Below are 15,777 nucleotides of genomic sequence, written 5' to 3' on the forward strand. Positions count from 1 at the left end.
GCGACTCAGTTGGGCGGGCTTACGTCCTCAGGGGACTTGTCCGGACGCCAGCCACGCCACACCGGGTGCCGTAGCCGGCCGGGACCCGTCCATTCACCGAAAGTTACCTCGGCCACCAGCTCAGGGCTCACCCACTTGGCGCCAGCAGCATCCTCCCGGGGAATGTCCGCGAAGGGGGAGTCACTCACCACCAGGGGCTCCAATTTCTCCATGACGTCCCGGAGCTGCCAGTCCTTGAACCCGGTGCCCACCCGGCCCACGTAGTGCAGCTTGTCGCCGTCGGGGATGCCCAGCAGCAACGCACCGAAGGTCCCGCCCCTTGCACCCGCACCGGGACGCCAACCGCCCACCACCACTTCCTGGCTCTGCTCCAGCTTCAGCTTGATCCAGGCCCTGCTGCGGCGACCAATCACGTAGCGGCTATCGGCCTTCTTGGCCATGACACCTTCCAAGCCAAGCTCGGCGGCGCTGGTCATGAGGTCCTCTACGTCGTGGTCCAACACTGCTGAAAGATGTAGCGGGCAACCTTTTCGCAGGCGCCCCGCAAACCCGGAAAGCCTCTCGCGACGCTCTCGGAAAGGCAGCCCGCTTAGGTCCGTGCCGTCGTCGTAAAGAAGGTCGAACAGCATCAGCTGCACCGGAACCGTTGATCGGGCACGTTCGATGTCCGCAGCCTTCACCAAGTTCATCCGGAGCTGCAGCCGCCCGAAATCAGGCCGGGAGCCTTTGCCGAGCGCCACAATTTCGCCATCAGCCACGAAGTCGCCGTCGGGCCAGCATGCGCGGTCTGTCAGTTCGGGATAGGCGGCGCTGAGATCGTTCCCGTTGCGGCTCATGAGCCGGATCTTGCCCTCGGTGCCGGTGATGATCGCCCGGATTCCATCCCACTTCAGTTCATACAGCCAATCGTCGCCGCGGAGATCGGTGGTGGTTCCGGAGGTGGCGAGCATGGGGGTGTAGTTCGGCATGGGTTGTGGAGACGCCGGAGTGGACTTGGGTGCCACAGCTTTACTGGCCGCTGCGGTAGCCCGCCGCCCTCCCGGCTGCTCCTTCATAAGGTGGATGAGCCAGTTCTGACCAGTGTTGATGATCGCGAAGCGTTTGGTGCCGCCAAGGCCACCGCCCGGCTCGCCTGTGAGGGTTGCGATTACTTCCTTGCCGTCTCGCCACTTCTCGCAGGTGTACTCGCCACGGTCCCAAATGGTCATGGTCCCGGCCCCGTACTCGCCCTTCGGGATGACGCCCGCGAAGGTGGCGTACTCCATGGGGTGGTCCTCGGTATGGACGGCGAGGTTGTTGCGGTCGGGGGTTTCCGGGATGCCACGCGGCAGCGCCCATGAGGCCAGGACGCCGTTGTGCTCCAGGCGCAGATCCAGGTGGTAGCGGCGGGCGTGGTGCTCCTGGATGACGAAGATGCCTCCCGGCGGCGGAGGGTCGCCGGGCTTCGGTTGCTCCGAGGACGAGGCCCGGGTTGGTGTGGGAGAAACGGCCGACGACGACGGAAACGGCTCCGGGGTCTTGCCCGGATCGCGCATCCCGACGTATTTGGCGAGACGGTTCTCGACCGTCACCACACGCTCACGGGCACCGGAGTCACCCGAAGCAGCACCGTCGTCGTCATTCTCATCCTCGCCGTGCGGCGGCAGGTGCCGGTCGGAGATCGGCGCGAAATGGTCCTTGCCGGTAGCAACCCGCTTCATCACGGCCAAGTAGTCGAGGTGGTCCAGCGAAGGGGAGGCGAGCTCCCGCCAGGTGCGGGGCGCGGCGACTGTAGGGTGGGCTTTTCCGCGCAGCGAGTAGGGGACGATGGTGGTCTTGTTCCCGCTGTTCTGGCTCCAGTCCACCAACACTTTGCCGTGGCGGAGGGACTTCTTCATGTCGCTGACCACCAACTTCGGGTGGTCCGACTCCAAGGCCCGGGCGAGTTCCTTGGCGAAGGCGGAGACTTGCTCTGACTTCAGGGTTCCGTCGAGACCGGTGTAGAGATGGATCCCTTTGCTTCCACTGGTGACTGGGACGGGATCCATGCCCATGTCCTGCAGGATGGAGCGGGCCAGCTTGGCCACTTCAACGCACTCGGGAAGTCCAGCCCCCGGCCCGGGGTCAAGGTCCAGAACGAAGCGGTCGGGTCGGAGCGGCTTCCCTGAGGGATCCACTTGCCACTGGGGAACGTGGATCTCCAAGGATGCGATCTGGGCCATCCACGTGAGCGTGGCCAGATTGTTGACCATGGGATAAACGTTGGTGTGGTCCGAATGCTGGATGGCGGCACGGGGTATCCATTTGGGCGCGGAGTCCTCGAGGTTCTTTTGGAAGAACACTTCCCCGGGGTTTTCGGCGGTGCCCACCCCATTGACCCAGCGCTTACGGGTGACCGGCCGATTGGCAGCGGCCGGGATCAGGAAAGGCGCGACGGCGGCGTAGTACCCCAGCACTTCTGCCTTGGTGGTGCCGGTTTCGGGGTAGATGATTTTCCCCAGGTTGGTGAGGGTGAGCTCGTGGCCTTCCACGTTCACCCGCTCCTGTTGCTTGCCTGCCACCTCTTCTCCTCTGCTGTGTTGTGCTGTTGACTGGGTGCATGAGGGCCATATGGAAGGGATCTATCGCGTTCGGTCTGGTCAACGTACCAGTGAAGCTCTACAGTGCCACGGAGGATCACGATATCGGCCTGCATCAAGTCCACAATAAGGACGGTGGGCGCATTCGGTACCAGCGGAAGTGCGAAATTTGCAGCGAGGTTGTGGCGTACGAGGATATCGACAAGGCTTACGAAGAAGAAGGCCGGACAGTGGTCCTGACGTCTGCCGAATTGAAATCATTGCCTGAAGAGAACAGCCGCGAAATTGAGGTGGTGGAGTTTATCCCCGCCGAGCAGCTGGACCCCATCATGTACGAGCGCAGCTATTTCCTGGAGCCGGACTCCAAATCGCCCAAGGCGTACATGCTTCTCCGGCAGACGCTGGAGGACACGGACAGGATCGCGATTGTCCAGTACGCGCTGCGGCAGAAGACCCGTTTGGGGGCGCTGCGGGTGCGTGGGGACGTTCTGTTGCTGCAGGCACTCCTGTGGGGCGATGAGGTCCGCGAGGCCAAGTTCCCGTCGTTGGAGACCGACATCAAGATCTCCGACAAGGAACTGGAAATGTCCTCCGCCCTGGTGGAATCCATGGCGCACGACTTTGACCCCGATGAATATACCGATGACTATCAAGCGCAGCTCCGAACGCTGATCGAGGCCAAACTGGAGAAGGGCGAGGCCCTGGACACCGAGGCCACCTTCGGCGCGGTGGAAGGAGAAGGCGAGGGTGGGGACGTTATCGACCTTATGGAAGCACTCAAACGCAGCCTGGACAAGAAACGCGGCAAGGAAAAGGCGGACGACGACGCCGCTGCCGCCAGCAAAACTGCCAGCAAACCAAAGGCTCGGGCCAAGAAAAAGGCGTGAACCGGCGTCGTAATTCCATAAAAGCGCGGCCGCCGTCCAGGTGGCCGCTGCTTTTGTTGGCTTTAGTGGTTCCGCAGCATCGAGATGAGCTCGGATTTCTTCTTGTCTGAATAGCCTTTGAGGCCAAGTTCCTTGGCTCGGACTTTCAATTTGTCCACAGTCCAGTCATCGTAATCACCGGACTTTCCGCCCTTGCGTCCTACTTCCTTGCGGCCTTTGGCCGCGGCAGCGTTCGAGACGCGGGCAGCCTTCTCCTTGGATGCGCCATCCTCGCGGAGCTCTTCATAAAGTTTGGGGTCCTTCAAACTGGAGTTCTTCTTTCCAGGCATGATGCCTTCCTTTCTCTGAATTGGTTTAGGCGCCCGTCTCGTAGTGTGGCTCGGCGACCGGCTTGGATTCCGGTGAGCCTCTTTCGCGGAGGTATACGGAAGCTCCCACCAGCACGGCCACAGCAAGGAACTCGCTTTGCCAGTTCTGGAAAGACTCAAACCAGAACTGGCTGGAACCGATGTACTCCCACGTGGAGACCTCGGGGAGGCCATGGCTGCGCTGTTCGTCGTTGTAAGCGGCTGTGCCGCCGAAAGCATGCAAGGTGAACGAGAGCAGGAAAAGCAGGCCTAGCAGGCCCGAAAGTGAGTGCTCGTAGACCTTCAGGACCCAGCCACCCCGGCGTACAGGCCAAGGCGTCTTCGCTGTCATCTTTGCGTCTCGCGGGTCCTCGTCCTGAGGGGCGTCCTTGTCCACGGGCTTTGATTCAGAGGAGCCCCTTTGGAACAGGAAGACCGTCAGGACCACGTACATGCCCATCTGGAGGAACTCCGACTCCCAGTTCTCGAAGACGGCTTCCCAGAAATTGCCGGAAGTCAGGAAATCGGAAATGCCGGTTGCCGGTTGTCCGTGCGTTTGCTGTTCTTCGCTGTAATGGGCTGCCCCTGAGATGATCATGCCGCCGAGGAAAACGACGAACAGCCCTGCGTTGACCAACAGCAAACCATGGTCCTTGATCCAATGGCGGGCCGGCTTGTTGTCTTTACCGGAAGTCTCCTGGTGTTTGGAGGGCCGCAGCATCTTCCTTACGCGTCCTTTGCTTTTCCGTTGTTGCCGTTGCCGTCGCCGTTTCGGATGGCGCGGCGGTGCAGCCATAGAGGAGCGCCCACTACAAGGAGCAGCAGCACCAGAATGATGAATCCGGCGGCCACAAGTCCGGCGGTCCGTCCGGCGGTGAAATCGAAAACCAAGGTGGCCGAGCCAACAATTAACAACGCCACTCCAGCCAACGCCCACTTGGTGACAATATCGGCGCTGGAGACCAAGGTGGCCTTGAGCCCCCTACGAAACAAACGGCGATGAACGCTGACGGGCAGCACGATGAGGACTGTGGTTAGCGCTGCCACCATCACGTTGAACAGGTAGAGGTTCCGTTGCCAGTCGTCCAGGAGTTCGAATCTTTCCTGAAAGGGGAGCGTGAGCAGGAAACCGCCAAGGATCTGTACCCCTGTCTGGAGAACCCGTAACTCTTGGATCAATTCCATCCAGTTGCGGTCCATCCGTTCCTCGGTGGACTCGTTCCTGCCGATCCTGGGAGCCTGCTCCGGCTCTACCATTTGTGCACCTCCGTGGTGGTTTTGGTGGACGACGACCATGCACGGGACTACGGTCGAACTGTCAGCATTCCTCGATCTTTTCTATCGGGGCCTCATCGGATTTCCAAGGAGGAAGCAATGAACCAGGACGAACACCGCGTGGACCCTGAGAGCGAACCCGGCGGCTACGGCACACCCACTCCGGAACAGGAAATGCCTGGTCAGGGTGATGAACGCGAGACGCCGGAACGGCCGGCCCAGGGAGTCCCCGATGCCCCGGGTGACGAGTTCCCCACACCCCAAGACCCTGATGCGGCCCCGCCGCCTTCAGCAACCGGTAAAGGCGCCGAGGGCGACGGGTGAAGCCGGGGGCCGGTTCCCGTGCACATGCAGTGGTGGGAACAGCCCTCACTGTCTGTAAGTGCTTAAGGCCTGCCCGTTAAATCCGGGTGGGGTATGTCCGGTTCTGGTTTATACCGTGTGTCCCCTGCGACCCGACATGAAGCTCAGCAACCAGCCGATGGCCGCAATGACGAGGAGGATGACGCCTACCCACAGCAACCAACTCAGGGCTTCGGTGAAGCCGCCCACCAGGAGAAGAACAATTGCTACTACACCAGCAATGATCAGAAGCGTATTCATGGTCAGCACATTCCTTTCTCGGGGAATCTTTGATGAATCGCCGATTCCCAACTATGCATTCCGATTTACTTCGATTTAGTTATGCCGGTACTTGGAGGCGTTCCACGGCCTCAAAGTGCCTTTTCGTGTATCACATACCGGTCTTCGCCTTGTGGTGAAGTTCGCCAGTCGTGAACAGTAACACTTCCCATTGTACTACTAAGCAACCTTATGAAAGGCTTATTGAAGTCGTCACCTGATGATTGGGCAGTTGCCGCAGACATTTTGCGGCGCGTTTTGGCTCACATGAACGTCCATGAGAGGAACACATGAAAGCGTCACAGCAGCTTGCAGACAACCTTCAGATCGTCCTGACAGACCTTATTGAGCTCCAGCTCCAGGGAAAGCAGGCGCACTGGAACATCGTGGGTCCGAACTTCCGCGACCTACACCTCCAGCTGGACGAGCTTGTAGTGGCCACGCGCGAGTTCGCAGACGACACCGCCGAGCGCATGCGAGCACTCCACGCCCTGCCCGATGGCCGCAGCGCGACCATCGCCAAGGGCACGCGCCTGGAAGAATTCCCGGCCGGTCTGGTCAACACCAAGAACGCCGTCAAGCTGGTTACTGACCGCGTTGAGCGCGCAGTCCAGACCATGCGCGACGTCCATGACGAAGTTGACGAGGAAGACCCCACGACGGCGGACCTGCTGCACGCGTTCATCTCCCGCCTTGAGCAGCTGGTGTGGATGATTAACGCCGAAATCATGAATGCCGGAGCTGCCGTGACGGATCCGGACGAGGCCTAGACCTACCGGACCGGCTCGGTCAGAGTAGGGCGGAAGAACCGTGCCCCGGCTTAAGCGCAGTGACCTGTCCAAGCCCGGCATCGTCCGCCGCAAGGTAGGAAAAGGGTTCAGTTACAGGCATCCGGATGGAAGCCTGGTTAGCAAAGAGGATCGCCAGCGCATTAATGCGCTGGCGATCCCGCCTGCGTGGACCGATGTATGGATCAGCCCCTACGAGCACGGCCACATTCTGGCCACCGGGGTTGATGGTGCAGGACGCAGCCAGTACATCTACCATCCCCGGTGGCGGGAACGTAAGGACACCGAGAAGTTCCTTCGGGCAGCCAAGTTGGGCCTTGTCCTTCCCGCAATACGGCGCAATGTGACGGTGCACCTGCAGAACACCGAAGATCCCAGGCAACAAACCCTCGCCGCGGCGGTACGGCTCATGGATCTGGGTGCGCTCCGCGTCGGCTCCGAGATCTATATGAAGCAGAACGGCTCCTATGGGCTCACCACACTCCGATGCCGCCACGCCCGGGTGGAGGGGCAGGACGTCTTCCTGAAGTTCCCTGGGAAGAGCGGCCAGTTGTGGGACACATCCATCCACGACCCCGCTCTGGCAGCCTTCCTTGAGCCCCTTGCGCAGCGGCCAGGTAAAGAGAGGTTGTTGGCGTACCAAGCCAACGGGTCATGGGTTTCCGTTGACGCGTCCATGATCAATGAATACTTGCGCGGTATCGCCGGCGAAGCCTACACATCCAAGGATTTCCGGACGTGGAAGGGCACTGCGGCTGCGGCGCTATGCCTGATCAAGTCCGGACATAAGGGCACACCACGCCAAGCGATAGTGCGGGCCATCAAGGAAGCTTCGGAGTTGCTGGGCAACACCCCGTCGGTGGCCCGCTCTTCATACGTCGACCCAAGGATCATCGAGGCCTACCTCTCGGGCAAGCTCACGGAAGTGAAGCCCACAGAGGCGTCTGTTGCCGCCTTCCTTAACGGCGAAACGTCGAGGACGTAGCCCAAGGTTTCACCAGCAAGCCATAGCGGCCGGCTCCCATGAACTTGTGAGTACACTCGTACTAATAACGTTCGGTGTGACAAGCCTTGGGGAGCAGTCAATGATTCTGATCGCGATCGTGGTGTGCGAAGTTGCGTTCTGGGTGGCGATTATCGCCGGACTCGCAGCGCGCTACCTGCTGCGGAGGCCTCGCCTTGGCGGTGCTCTCCTGATCCTTGCTCCGGTGATTGACGCTGTCCTGCTTGCCCTAGTCTCCTTGGATCTGCTGGGCGGGGGAACGGCATCATGGCAGCACGGGCTGGCGGCGATTTACATCGGCGTCTCCATTGCTTACGGCAAACGGATGGTGGCATGGGCTGATGCGCACTTCCAATATCGCTTCGCGGGCGGACCTGTGCCGGAACGAGTCACAGGAACCCGCTACACGATCAAGTGCTGGCGGGATGTGCTTTTGACTGCGTTGGCAGTGGCCATCGCTGCGGGGACACTGGGAGCCATCATCTTCCTGGTCAACGACGCTGCACGAACCTCTGCCCTCTCGGATTTCTTTCGCATCCTGGGGATCATCTTCGCAATCGACTTCCTCTGGGCCTTGAGCTACACGATCTGGCCGAAGAAAGCCGCCCGCACTATTCCCGCTGCTACCCTGTCGCGCTGAAACCATGCCCCGGAGAATCGATGCAGAGGCACGCAGCGCAGCAATAGCGGAAGCTTCCTTGCGGGTGCTGGAACGTGAGGGTCTTTCGGGCCTTTCCGTGCGCGGGGTGGCAGCGGAAGCGGGCATCGCCGCTGCTTCACTGAGGCGCGCGTTTGCCACGCAACATGCCCTGAGGGAGTTCTGCCTGCAACTCATTGAGGACCGGGTCACCGCCCGAATCGCCGCCCTTGAGCTCACTGGCCGGGCCTTGGTTGATGGCTTGCTCCTGCAGTTGCTTCCTCTCGACAAGGAACGGCGGCTGGAACTCGTGGCGCAGGTGCAGCTTGGTGTCCTCTCACTGACGGATAGTGCACTTCGCCCTGCTGCGATGAGGCTTAGCGAGGGAGTCGAGCGCGTCTGTTACGTTGCCCTCCAGCTCCTGGCCGAAGCGGGACAGTTCAACCCGGGGCGCGACCCCGACTATGAAGCCCAGCGCTTGCGTGCGCTCCTGGATGGGATCGCGATGCATGGATTGTGGAGCGGTGAACTCCCGGAGGCGGGTCCGATGCTCCGCGTGCTCTCGCGCCACCTTGACGAGCTCGCCGGTCCTTAGGCGGACACAGAAAGAGCCTGGTGCCACCCATATCCGGGTGGCACCAGGCTCTTTGCGTGTCGCTGAGGGGTTTGGGTGACCCTACTCGGCGTCGTGGTCCGTTTCGAGGATCTTCACCAAGCTGTCCAAGGCTGCATCCGCACCCTCACCTTCGGCGCGCAGCACCACGACATCGCCGTGGGAAGCGCCAAGGCTCATCAGTGACAGGATGCTCGCGGCGTCCATGGCGTCATCCGCGGGCTCGCCCTGGCGTGCGATGGTGACGTCAAGATTCAGGTCTCCAGCTGCTTCGGCGAAAATGGCTGCCGGGCGGGCGTGGAGGCCGACGCGGCTTGCGATGGTGGCTGTACGTTCTGGCATTGGTGCTCCTTTGTTGAAAGAGGTGGCTGTTGAGAGGCTTGGCTTTGTGGGAAGTCTAGACGCTGACGGTGGCCGGTGCGGCTTCCGCTTCTACCGGCTTCTTGACGGCCCAGCGCTTGAGGGCGATGACCGCCAGGGCGCTGACTACCATTCCAGCCACGATGGCGATGATGAACATCGGCAGGTTGCCAATGGCGAAGAAGACGAAGAACCCGCCGTGGGGAGCCTGTGAAGTGACCCCGGTGGCCATGCAGAGGGCGCCGGTCAGGGCGCCGCCCAGCATGCTGGCCGGGATGACGCGCAGTGGGTCAGTTGCTGCGAACGGGATGGCGCCTTCGGAGATGAAGGATGCGCCCAGCAGCCAGGCTGTTTTGCCGTTTTCGCGTTCGTTGAGGGTGAAGAGCTTCTTGTTCAGGACCGTGGCGAGAGCCATGGCCAGCGGCGGAACCATGCCCGCAGCCATCACGGTACCCATGATCAGCCAGGGTGCCTGGTTGTCGGCGCTGCCGGCGCTCAAACCGGCCACGGCGAAGGCGTAGGCAACCTTGTTCACGGGACCGCCGAGGTCGAAGCACATCATAAGGCCAAGGATGATGCCAAGAACCACTGCGGAAGCACCGCTCATGCCGGTCAGCCAGTTGTTCAGAGCTACGGTCAGGCCAGCGATGGGACCGCCGAGGACCAGGAACATCAGGCCCGAAGCGACGATAGAGGCAAGCAGCGGGATGATGACGACGGGCATCAGGCCACGAAGCCAGCGCGGCACCTGCCACGTCCCGATCAGGTGTGCGACGTAGCCGGCCAGGAGACCGCCTACGATGCCACCGAGGAACCCGGCACCCATGAACCCTGATACGGCACCGGCAACGAAGCCCGGTGCGATACCTGGGCGGTCGGCGATGGCGTAGGCGATATAGCCAGCCAAGGCCGGGACCAGGAAGCCCATGGACAGGGCTCCGATCTTGAACAAGACTGCACCGAGGTAAATAGCAAGGCCACCTTCAGGCAGGTTGCCGAAGTTGTTCTCCAGCACCACCTTGTCGGCCACCTCGGTGATGTCGTAACCACCCAGCAGGAAGCCCAGGGCAATCAGCAGGCCACCGCCGGCTACGAACGGAATCATGTAGCTCACGCCGGTGAGGAGTGCCCGCTTCAGCTTCTGGCCGATGTGCTCGCCCTTCTCCTCCTCATCGCGCTCAGCCTGATCTTCAGCGCCGGCATGGGGAACGCGGCGGGCCCGGGGGTCGTCGGCAGCTGCAAGTGCTTCTTGGACCATCTTGGTGGGTTCGTCGATGCCCCGCTTGACTGGTGCGTTGATGACCGGCTTGCCGGCGAAACGTTCCTTGCCGCGAACGTCCACGTCGACGGCAAAGATCACCGCGTCAGCTGCTGCGATCACTGCCGGGTCCAGGGGCTTCGCGCCTGAGGATCCCTGGGTCTCGACCTGAAGGTCGACGCCCATTTCCTTGGCGGCGGCAACCAGCGAGTCGGCAGCCATGTACGTGTGCGCAATACCTGTGGGGCAAGCGGTCACGGCCACGATGCGCTTGGGTGCGGCAGCCGTCGTCGTGCTTGCGGCAGCGGCGACCGGCGCAGCCTCCGCAGGTGCGGCCGCAGGCTTATCGGCCAGTGCACCGTCAACGAGGTCCACAATGTCCTGCTCAGTGGCAGCCGCGCGCAGTGCTGCCGTGAAGTCCTTCTTGATCAGTGATCGGGCCAGCTTGGACAGCAGCTTCAAGTGCTCCTGGTCCGCGCCGTCCGGGGCTGCGATGAAGAAGATGAGGTCAGCGGGGCCGTCCTTGGCGCCGAAGTCCACTTTGTGGGACAGGCGGGCCATGGCAAGGGCAGGCTCCTGGACAGCGGCAGAGCGGCAGTGCGGAATAGCGATTCCGCCGGGGACGCCGGTTGCGGTCTTTTGCTCGCGGGCGAAGGCGTCGGCGAAGAGGCCTTCAACCTCGGAAGCACGGCCGGAGGCGGCAACTTTGCCAGCCAGGACGCGGATGACGTCGGCAGGGGAGTCGCCCAGGTTTTGGTCGAGGGTGACCAATTGGGGTGTGATCAGCTGGGTCACTGTGAGTCCTTCTGGAGGGCCGTGATGGTTACGGCATTGGGGGTTGTCTGGTGGACTGCCGGGACAGTGGAGCCCGGCAGCGAAGCAGCAGCGGCACCATGTGCCACGGCTTGACGAAGGCAGTCCTGCGCAGAGCCACCTTGGGTTGCAGCCAGCAAATAGCCGGCCAATGAAGAGTCCCCGGCGCCCACCGTGCTGACGGCTTTGATGGGCGGATGCGTGGCGAACCATGCTCCGTCCGCCGTCACCAGGACTGCTCCTTTGGACCCGAGTGTTGCGAGAACGGCACCTACACCGCTGGCGACGACGGCGGCTGCAGCTTCAGCGGCTTTGGCCGGATCTGCTTCCAGTTCGTCAGCAGTGGAGACGTTGGTAAAACCGGCGGCGGCGGCCAGCTCTGCGAGCTCTTCCGCGTTCGGTTTGAGGAGGTCGGGCTTTCCTGCGGCATCGCCCACCAAGGCGGCCGCGAGCGGCGCCCCGGAGGAATCAATGGCGATGCTTGGGGCCGCCGTTCCGTCCCCGTTCGACCGGAGTCGACGAGCGATGGTGGCGTAGAAATCCGCAGGCACTCCTGGTGGGAGTGAACCTGCGAGAACCACCCAGCTGGCGCCACGGGAGCGTTCCAGCAGCAGCCCGATCAGGGCTTCCTGCTGTTCTCCGCTCAGCTCCGGGCCGGGTTCGTTGATCTTGGTGGTGACACCGTCCGGTTCGGTGAGCGTGACGTTGCTGCGCAACGCCTGACCGATGGGCAGCGCCGCGAACGGTACGCCGCCGTCGTGGAGCCCCGAAAGCACAGGATCCGAATCGGCGCCCGGGAGGACTGCCAGGGTGGCCAGGCCAGAGGCAACCAGAGCCCGTGAAACGTTGACACCCTTTCCGCCGGATTCCTGGTGGACGGCCACCGCGCGCTGAACCTCGCCGCGGGCCAAGGCTCCGGGAAGCTCCACCGTGCGGTCCAGGCTGGGGTTGGCGGTCAAAGTGATGATCATGCGATCACCACGTCTACGCCGGCATCGGCCAAGGCTGCTGCGAGTTCCGCGGACGGTTCGCTGTCTGTGATCAAAGTGTCAACATCCTTCAGGGTGGCGAACTGGACTAGGGTTTCGGCGTCCAGTTTGGAGGAGTCGGCCAGGGCCACCACACGGCGGGCTGACGTGACGAAAGCGGCTTTCACCGCGGCTTCTTCGGGATCCGGGGTGCTGAGCCCGAAGGTTGCATGGATGCCGTTGGCACCAACAAAGGCGATGTCCGGGCGGAGTTTGTGAGCTGCCTCCACGGTTGACTGGCCGACGGCGGCCTGCGTCAGTCCGCGGACACGCCCGCCAAGGATCTGGAGTGCTATGCCCTGCGTGGAGGAGAGCTTGCCGGCGATGGGGATGGCGTGCGTGATGACCACGAGCTCATCATTTCCGTTGGCCGGTGGCGTGCGCTGGGCCAGAAGGTCGGCGAGGGTTTCGGTGGTGGAACCCGCGTCCAGGAGGACGCTGCCCGTGGTGAGTTGGGGGATCAGGGCGAGTGCCGCGTTAGCAATGCGGAGTTTTTCCACCTGACGCTGGACGGCGCGCTCGAGGATGCTCTCCTCGCGGGTGCTCAGGAGGTCAGAGGGGACGGCGCCGCCATGAACGCGCCTCAGGTTCCCGGAAACCTCAAGGGCCGCAAGGTCGCGGCGGATTGTCTCAGTGGTGATGCTGAAACGGTCGGCAAGGTCAGTGACGCTCACCCGTCCGCGCTCTGCGACGAGTGCGGAGATCAGTTGCTGGCGTTCTTCGGCGAACACTTACCCTCCATAGCGGTCAAGCTGCGTATCAGTGCAGCCACATCAGTGACTGCTGTCACAACGATGTGGAATTGCTTGACTCTATCTTTGTTTATGTTGGTAAGTCAATAGAAATCAACATAAACACAGATGCGGATGCGGACAAGTCTGGACAGCACAAGACTCCAGGCGCACGAAAAGGGCATGCCGCGCTCCCTGTAGCGCGGCATGCCCTCGTTCGGATCCCGACTGGGGGATAAATACGGGATCCGGTCTATGGAGTGAACCTGCCTGGTTTCCTTGCCGGCCTCGGCTAGGTCAAAGGGCCAGGCGGTTCTCCCGGCGTTGGCGGTCCCGGCGTCGGTGGCGAGGGCACTGTGGGTCCTGGCGTGGGGTCCGGGACGGGTGGCGGCCCTGGTTCCGGCAGCGGAACGGGCTCAGGAGTGGGTCCTGGCTCGCGGGTGGGATCAGGATGCGATGGGTCCGACGGGAATCCACTCATGATCAGGCGCTCTGCCGGTGGGTGGAGTGTTGCGGCCGAAGGCTCCCTGGAACAGTAGAGGGATACCTGCTGGAGTCCCACCCCAAGCCCGGGTAGTCGATGGGAAGGTTGTCCGGATCCGGCGGATCCGGAAGGCGGCGCTTAGCGGCTTGCCCCAGCTTCCCACCTGTGGTCAAAGGTTCTTTCCGTTGTGATTCTGCGTGCATGCTATCCCTCCCGTTAGCTCCAGAATTGTTGGTGTAGCTCCGCATGGCTCTGCCTCTCATCCGTCTCCAATGTCAGTCCGGGATTTCCATGCGGAAGCCGCAGTGGCACCCGAGGATGCGTGTATTGATAAGTACCTCGTACATCCGCAGCTGCGCTCCCGGAGTCAGCACCAGGGGTGCCTGGACCCTGCGAAGCTCGCAGCTTTTGGTTTTCATGGGTTCACCGCAGTGGAGGTACTGGCCGCCGAATTGCAGAACCCCTTGGGGGACGCCGGGGCGGTTCAGGACCGCGGCCACGCGTCGCACGGAGGCGACATGTTGGTAGGAGTACCTGCAGACATGGCACTCGTACGCCACTTCCACCATGTTGGGCGCGGGCGGATAGTGCGACTGAATTGAGTTCACCAGGAGGTGCTGGTCGGTATTACAGCGCGAGCACCAAAGCGGTTCATCGGGTGGTTGATGTGCTTCGTCCGGGACTCTGGACGCTGGCTGAGCCGGCATGGGTCTGTACCTCTGCATCAAAAAATGCGGGGTGCCCGTCTGCATGAGCTGGAAAACCTGAGTCCCGTGATGTGGACTACAGGTCGATTGTGCACATAGGTGCACGCCAGATGCAAGGTTTTTGATTCCTTTGCTGATCGGGTGACGAGTTGGGCTTGGGCGACCGTAAAATGAGGCATGGACGAAATGAACATTGATTTTGCGGCGCCTGATGCTGTCTCTGCGCCCGACGATGTTTCGGTGCCTGAGCAGTTGCAGGACCTGGTGATAGACAGCGAAGATGTGGGTGGTTTCCTCCATGAGCTCGCGGTTTTTTCGGCTTCTGCCGTATCGCAGGCCGTTGGCATGGATGTGCTCTGCGGCATCACTCTCAGCCGGCGCCGCCGCACTGCCACGGTAGCTGGAAGCACCCATGAAGCCAGGCTGATCGATGAAGTGCAGCAGGCGTACGGTGATGGTCCTTGCCTGGAGGCCATGCGAAGCCGCAGCACCCAGCATGTTCCCGACACATCAACCGAAGAAAGGTGGTCCGAGTACTGCTCAGTCATTGCCGAGCGTGGACATCTTTCCGCTCTCTGCGTGCCCTTGGAGCTGGATGAAGGCGCCACGGCGGCGCTCAACTTCTTCGCGCCGCAGGCCAACGCCTACGATGACGCCACCATCCGCAATTGCGAACTGTACGCAAGCCAAGCCGAGCGCTCACTGCGGCTGGCTGTACGGATTGGTGTGAAGCAGCAGCACGCTGACGATCTGCAGGAAGCCATGCAGACTCGTACCGTGATCGACCTCGCCAGTGGAATCATCATGGGCCAGAACCGCTGTACGCAGGAAGAAGCGTTCCAAATCCTCAAGAAGGCATCGAGCACCCGGAACCAGAAGCTGCGGGACGTGGCAGAGACTATCGTCAAGAGCGTGGCCAACGAAACTCCCGTGGCGCACTTCGAAGCGTAAAAGCGCGCGCACAAGGGGCAGGCAGCAAACCCATCACTTGTGACGGGTGCCACTAGTGAACTACATTCATACATGGGTTAAGCAGATAGCCCTTGGAGCCTCATGAGTTGTACCATCCCGGATGGTCCAAGAACTGCACCTTTTCAGCCGCGGCCCCTTTCGGCCGGCTCACAGCGTGCCTCCATGCAGGTTCCTTGAAGGAGCAAAAGGAGAATGGCAATGACGCTTGGATCCCCGATTCCCGCCCCGAACCCTGCAAGCGGACGGGCGCCTGCAACTGTCGATACCGGAGCACGCCCTTGGTGCACCGTTTGCAATACTGATTCCTATATTTTTGTTGAGACGGTTGTGGAAGCAACACCGAATCAGTCGGAGATCGTCGAAGTCAGTTACACGTGTAGCGAATGCGATACGTTTTACGCCCACGCAGTCCGCCTGGATGCCTTGGTACCCGCCATCCAGAGTGAATTTCTTTCAACGTCTGCAGCGGGCCTCTGGTTCAGCTGCACCCACTGCGGTGATCCCATGACCTTGGGACGCCCCACGGAACGCGTCATTGAGGCGCCCCGGACCACTGACGATCCGGACAGTCCCAGCCTCCTTGAGGTGTACTTGCAGACGCAGGTGCTCCACTGTCGTTGTGGTTTCCAAATGGAGGTTCCGCGCCACGTTGGATAACCGCCGTCTCTAAATAACTCGTTGCGGGGAGGGGTGGC

At 61.7% G+C, this 15,777-nt stretch carries 18 protein-coding genes; 8 read left to right on the plus strand and 10 right to left on the minus strand.

The window, feature by feature from the left end; all coding sequences use genetic code 11:
• Positions 1-5: 5 nt before the first annotated feature.
• Positions 6-2,540, minus strand: a complete 2,535-nt coding sequence (locus ACNAOT_RS01630; protein WP_420179771.1) for an ATP-dependent DNA ligase — start codon at positions 2,538-2,540, stop codon at positions 6-8.
• A gap of 38 nt (positions 2,541-2,578) precedes the next feature.
• Here ACNAOT_RS01630 and ACNAOT_RS01635 point away from each other — a divergent pair, with 38 nt between their 5' ends.
• On the plus strand, positions 2,579-3,445 hold the full coding sequence (locus ACNAOT_RS01635; RefSeq protein WP_091464695.1) for a Ku protein: 867 nt from the start codon (positions 2,579-2,581) through the stop codon (positions 3,443-3,445).
• 62 nt (positions 3,446-3,507) lie between these two features.
• On the opposite strand, the gene ACNAOT_RS01640 is transcribed toward ACNAOT_RS01635, so the two are convergent.
• The 3 genes from ACNAOT_RS01640 to ACNAOT_RS01650 are packed head-to-tail and all read right to left on the minus strand — an operon-like array spanning position 3,508 to position 5,049.
• A complete protein-coding gene (locus ACNAOT_RS01640) occupies positions 3,508-3,774 on the minus strand; it encodes a DUF7218 family protein (RefSeq protein ID WP_420179772.1) in 267 nt (88 codons plus the stop codon).
• Positions 3,775-3,799: 25 nt separating this feature from the next.
• On the minus strand, positions 3,800-4,513 hold the full coding sequence (locus tag ACNAOT_RS01645) for a DUF6766 family protein (RefSeq protein WP_420179773.1): 714 nt from the start codon (positions 4,511-4,513) through the stop codon (positions 3,800-3,802).
• Between the two features lie 5 nt (positions 4,514-4,518).
• On the minus strand, positions 4,519-5,049 hold the full coding sequence (locus ACNAOT_RS01650; protein ID WP_420179774.1) for a DUF6328 family protein: 531 nt from the start codon (positions 5,047-5,049) through the stop codon (positions 4,519-4,521).
• A 117-nt stretch (positions 5,050-5,166) separates the two neighbouring features.
• Here ACNAOT_RS01650 and ACNAOT_RS01655 point away from each other — a divergent pair, with 117 nt between their 5' ends.
• Positions 5,167-5,391 (plus strand): hypothetical protein, encoded by a 225-nt coding sequence (locus ACNAOT_RS01655; protein ID WP_420179775.1) that lies wholly within the window; start codon positions 5,167-5,169, stop codon positions 5,389-5,391.
• A 108-nt stretch (positions 5,392-5,499) separates the two neighbouring features.
• Here ACNAOT_RS01655 and ACNAOT_RS01660 read toward each other — a convergent pair whose 3' ends face one another.
• On the minus strand, positions 5,500-5,670 hold the full coding sequence (locus ACNAOT_RS01660) for a hypothetical protein (RefSeq protein WP_017197102.1): 171 nt from the start codon (positions 5,668-5,670) through the stop codon (positions 5,500-5,502).
• Between the two features lie 308 nt (positions 5,671-5,978).
• Between ACNAOT_RS01660 and ACNAOT_RS01665 the strand changes: the two genes are divergently transcribed.
• The 4 genes from ACNAOT_RS01665 (at position 5,979) to ACNAOT_RS01680 (ending at position 8,711) form a co-directional block, all read left to right on the plus strand.
• Positions 5,979-6,458, plus strand: coding sequence for a Dps family protein (locus tag ACNAOT_RS01665; protein ID WP_024819119.1), 480 nt, complete (start codon positions 5,979-5,981; stop codon positions 6,456-6,458).
• Positions 6,459-6,498: 40 nt separating this feature from the next.
• A complete protein-coding gene (locus tag ACNAOT_RS01670; RefSeq protein ID WP_420179776.1) occupies positions 6,499-7,461 on the plus strand; it encodes a DNA topoisomerase IB in 963 nt (320 codons plus the stop codon).
• A 100-nt stretch (positions 7,462-7,561) separates the two neighbouring features.
• Positions 7,562-8,119 (plus strand): hypothetical protein, encoded by a 558-nt coding sequence (locus ACNAOT_RS01675; RefSeq protein ID WP_420179777.1) that lies wholly within the window; start codon positions 7,562-7,564, stop codon positions 8,117-8,119.
• Positions 8,120-8,123: 4 nt separating this feature from the next.
• Complete coding sequence (locus ACNAOT_RS01680; RefSeq protein WP_420179778.1) at positions 8,124-8,711, plus strand: TetR/AcrR family transcriptional regulator; 588 nt, start codon at positions 8,124-8,126, stop codon at positions 8,709-8,711.
• A gap of 81 nt (positions 8,712-8,792) precedes the next feature.
• On the opposite strand, the gene ACNAOT_RS01685 is transcribed toward ACNAOT_RS01680, so the two are convergent.
• From ACNAOT_RS01685 to ACNAOT_RS01705, 5 genes are all read right to left on the minus strand, one after another.
• A complete protein-coding gene (locus ACNAOT_RS01685; protein WP_420179779.1) occupies positions 8,793-9,071 on the minus strand; it encodes an HPr family phosphocarrier protein in 279 nt (92 codons plus the stop codon).
• A gap of 55 nt (positions 9,072-9,126) precedes the next feature.
• A complete protein-coding gene (locus ACNAOT_RS01690; RefSeq protein WP_420179780.1) occupies positions 9,127-11,142 on the minus strand; it encodes a PTS fructose transporter subunit IIABC in 2,016 nt (671 codons plus the stop codon).
• Positions 11,139-12,131: a 1-phosphofructokinase family hexose kinase gene (locus ACNAOT_RS01695; protein ID WP_420179781.1), complete on the minus strand. Its 993-nt coding sequence runs from the start codon at positions 12,129-12,131 to the stop codon at positions 11,139-11,141. Before ACNAOT_RS01695 ends, ACNAOT_RS01690 begins: the two co-directional genes overlap by 4 nt.
• A complete protein-coding gene (locus tag ACNAOT_RS01700; protein ID WP_364307289.1) occupies positions 12,128-12,919 on the minus strand; it encodes a DeoR/GlpR family DNA-binding transcription regulator in 792 nt (263 codons plus the stop codon). The genes ACNAOT_RS01695 and ACNAOT_RS01700 overlap by 4 nt, the downstream gene beginning before the upstream one ends.
• A gap of 759 nt (positions 12,920-13,678) precedes the next feature.
• Entirely contained in the window at positions 13,679-14,011 is a 333-nt protein-coding gene (locus tag ACNAOT_RS01705; RefSeq protein WP_420179782.1) for a hypothetical protein, read from the minus strand.
• Between the two features lie 276 nt (positions 14,012-14,287).
• Between ACNAOT_RS01705 and ACNAOT_RS01710 the strand changes: the two genes are divergently transcribed.
• Both ACNAOT_RS01710 and ACNAOT_RS01715 read left to right on the plus strand, forming a co-directional pair.
• Positions 14,288-15,061 (plus strand): GAF and ANTAR domain-containing protein, encoded by a 774-nt coding sequence (locus ACNAOT_RS01710; protein WP_420179783.1) that lies wholly within the window; start codon positions 14,288-14,290, stop codon positions 15,059-15,061.
• Positions 15,062-15,280: 219 nt separating this feature from the next.
• Positions 15,281-15,739 (plus strand): hypothetical protein, encoded by a 459-nt coding sequence (locus tag ACNAOT_RS01715; protein WP_420179784.1) that lies wholly within the window; start codon positions 15,281-15,283, stop codon positions 15,737-15,739.
• Positions 15,740-15,777 lie beyond the last annotated feature (38 nt).

This window comes from Paenarthrobacter sp. TA1.8 (assembly GCF_048595705.1).
GTDB classification, from domain to species: Bacteria; Actinomycetota; Actinomycetes; order Actinomycetales; family Micrococcaceae; genus Arthrobacter; species Arthrobacter nitroguajacolicus.

Excerpts from the sequence above, each read along its gene's own strand:
- ACNAOT_RS01640 (WP_420179772.1), bottom strand. The coding sequence starts at position 3,774 with ATGCCTGGAAAGAAGAACTCCAGTTTGAAGGACCCCAAACTTTATGAA.
- ACNAOT_RS01635 (WP_091464695.1), top strand. The coding sequence starts at position 2,579 with ATGAGGGCCATATGGAAGGGATCTATCGCGTTCGGTCTGGTCAACGTA.
- ACNAOT_RS01650 (WP_420179774.1), bottom strand. The coding sequence starts at position 5,049 with ATGGTAGAGCCGGAGCAGGCTCCCAGGATCGGCAGGAACGAGTCCACC.
- ACNAOT_RS01665 (WP_024819119.1), top strand. The coding sequence starts at position 5,979 with ATGAAAGCGTCACAGCAGCTTGCAGACAACCTTCAGATCGTCCTGACA.
- ACNAOT_RS01645 (WP_420179773.1), bottom strand. The coding sequence starts at position 4,513 with ATGCTGCGGCCCTCCAAACACCAGGAGACTTCCGGTAAAGACAACAAG.
- ACNAOT_RS01685 (WP_420179779.1), bottom strand. The coding sequence starts at position 9,071 with ATGCCAGAACGTACAGCCACCATCGCAAGCCGCGTCGGCCTCCACGCC.
- ACNAOT_RS01715 (WP_420179784.1), top strand. The coding sequence starts at position 15,281 with ATGACGCTTGGATCCCCGATTCCCGCCCCGAACCCTGCAAGCGGACGG.
- ACNAOT_RS01680 (WP_420179778.1), top strand. The coding sequence starts at position 8,124 with ATGCCCCGGAGAATCGATGCAGAGGCACGCAGCGCAGCAATAGCGGAA.
- ACNAOT_RS01655 (WP_420179775.1), top strand. The coding sequence starts at position 5,167 with ATGAACCAGGACGAACACCGCGTGGACCCTGAGAGCGAACCCGGCGGC.
- ACNAOT_RS01675 (WP_420179777.1), top strand. The coding sequence starts at position 7,562 with ATGATTCTGATCGCGATCGTGGTGTGCGAAGTTGCGTTCTGGGTGGCG.
- ACNAOT_RS01695 (WP_420179781.1), bottom strand. The coding sequence starts at position 12,131 with ATGATCATCACTTTGACCGCCAACCCCAGCCTGGACCGCACGGTGGAG.
- ACNAOT_RS01660 (WP_017197102.1), bottom strand. The coding sequence starts at position 5,670 with ATGAATACGCTTCTGATCATTGCTGGTGTAGTAGCAATTGTTCTTCTC.
- ACNAOT_RS01710 (WP_420179783.1), top strand. The coding sequence starts at position 14,288 with ATGGACGAAATGAACATTGATTTTGCGGCGCCTGATGCTGTCTCTGCG.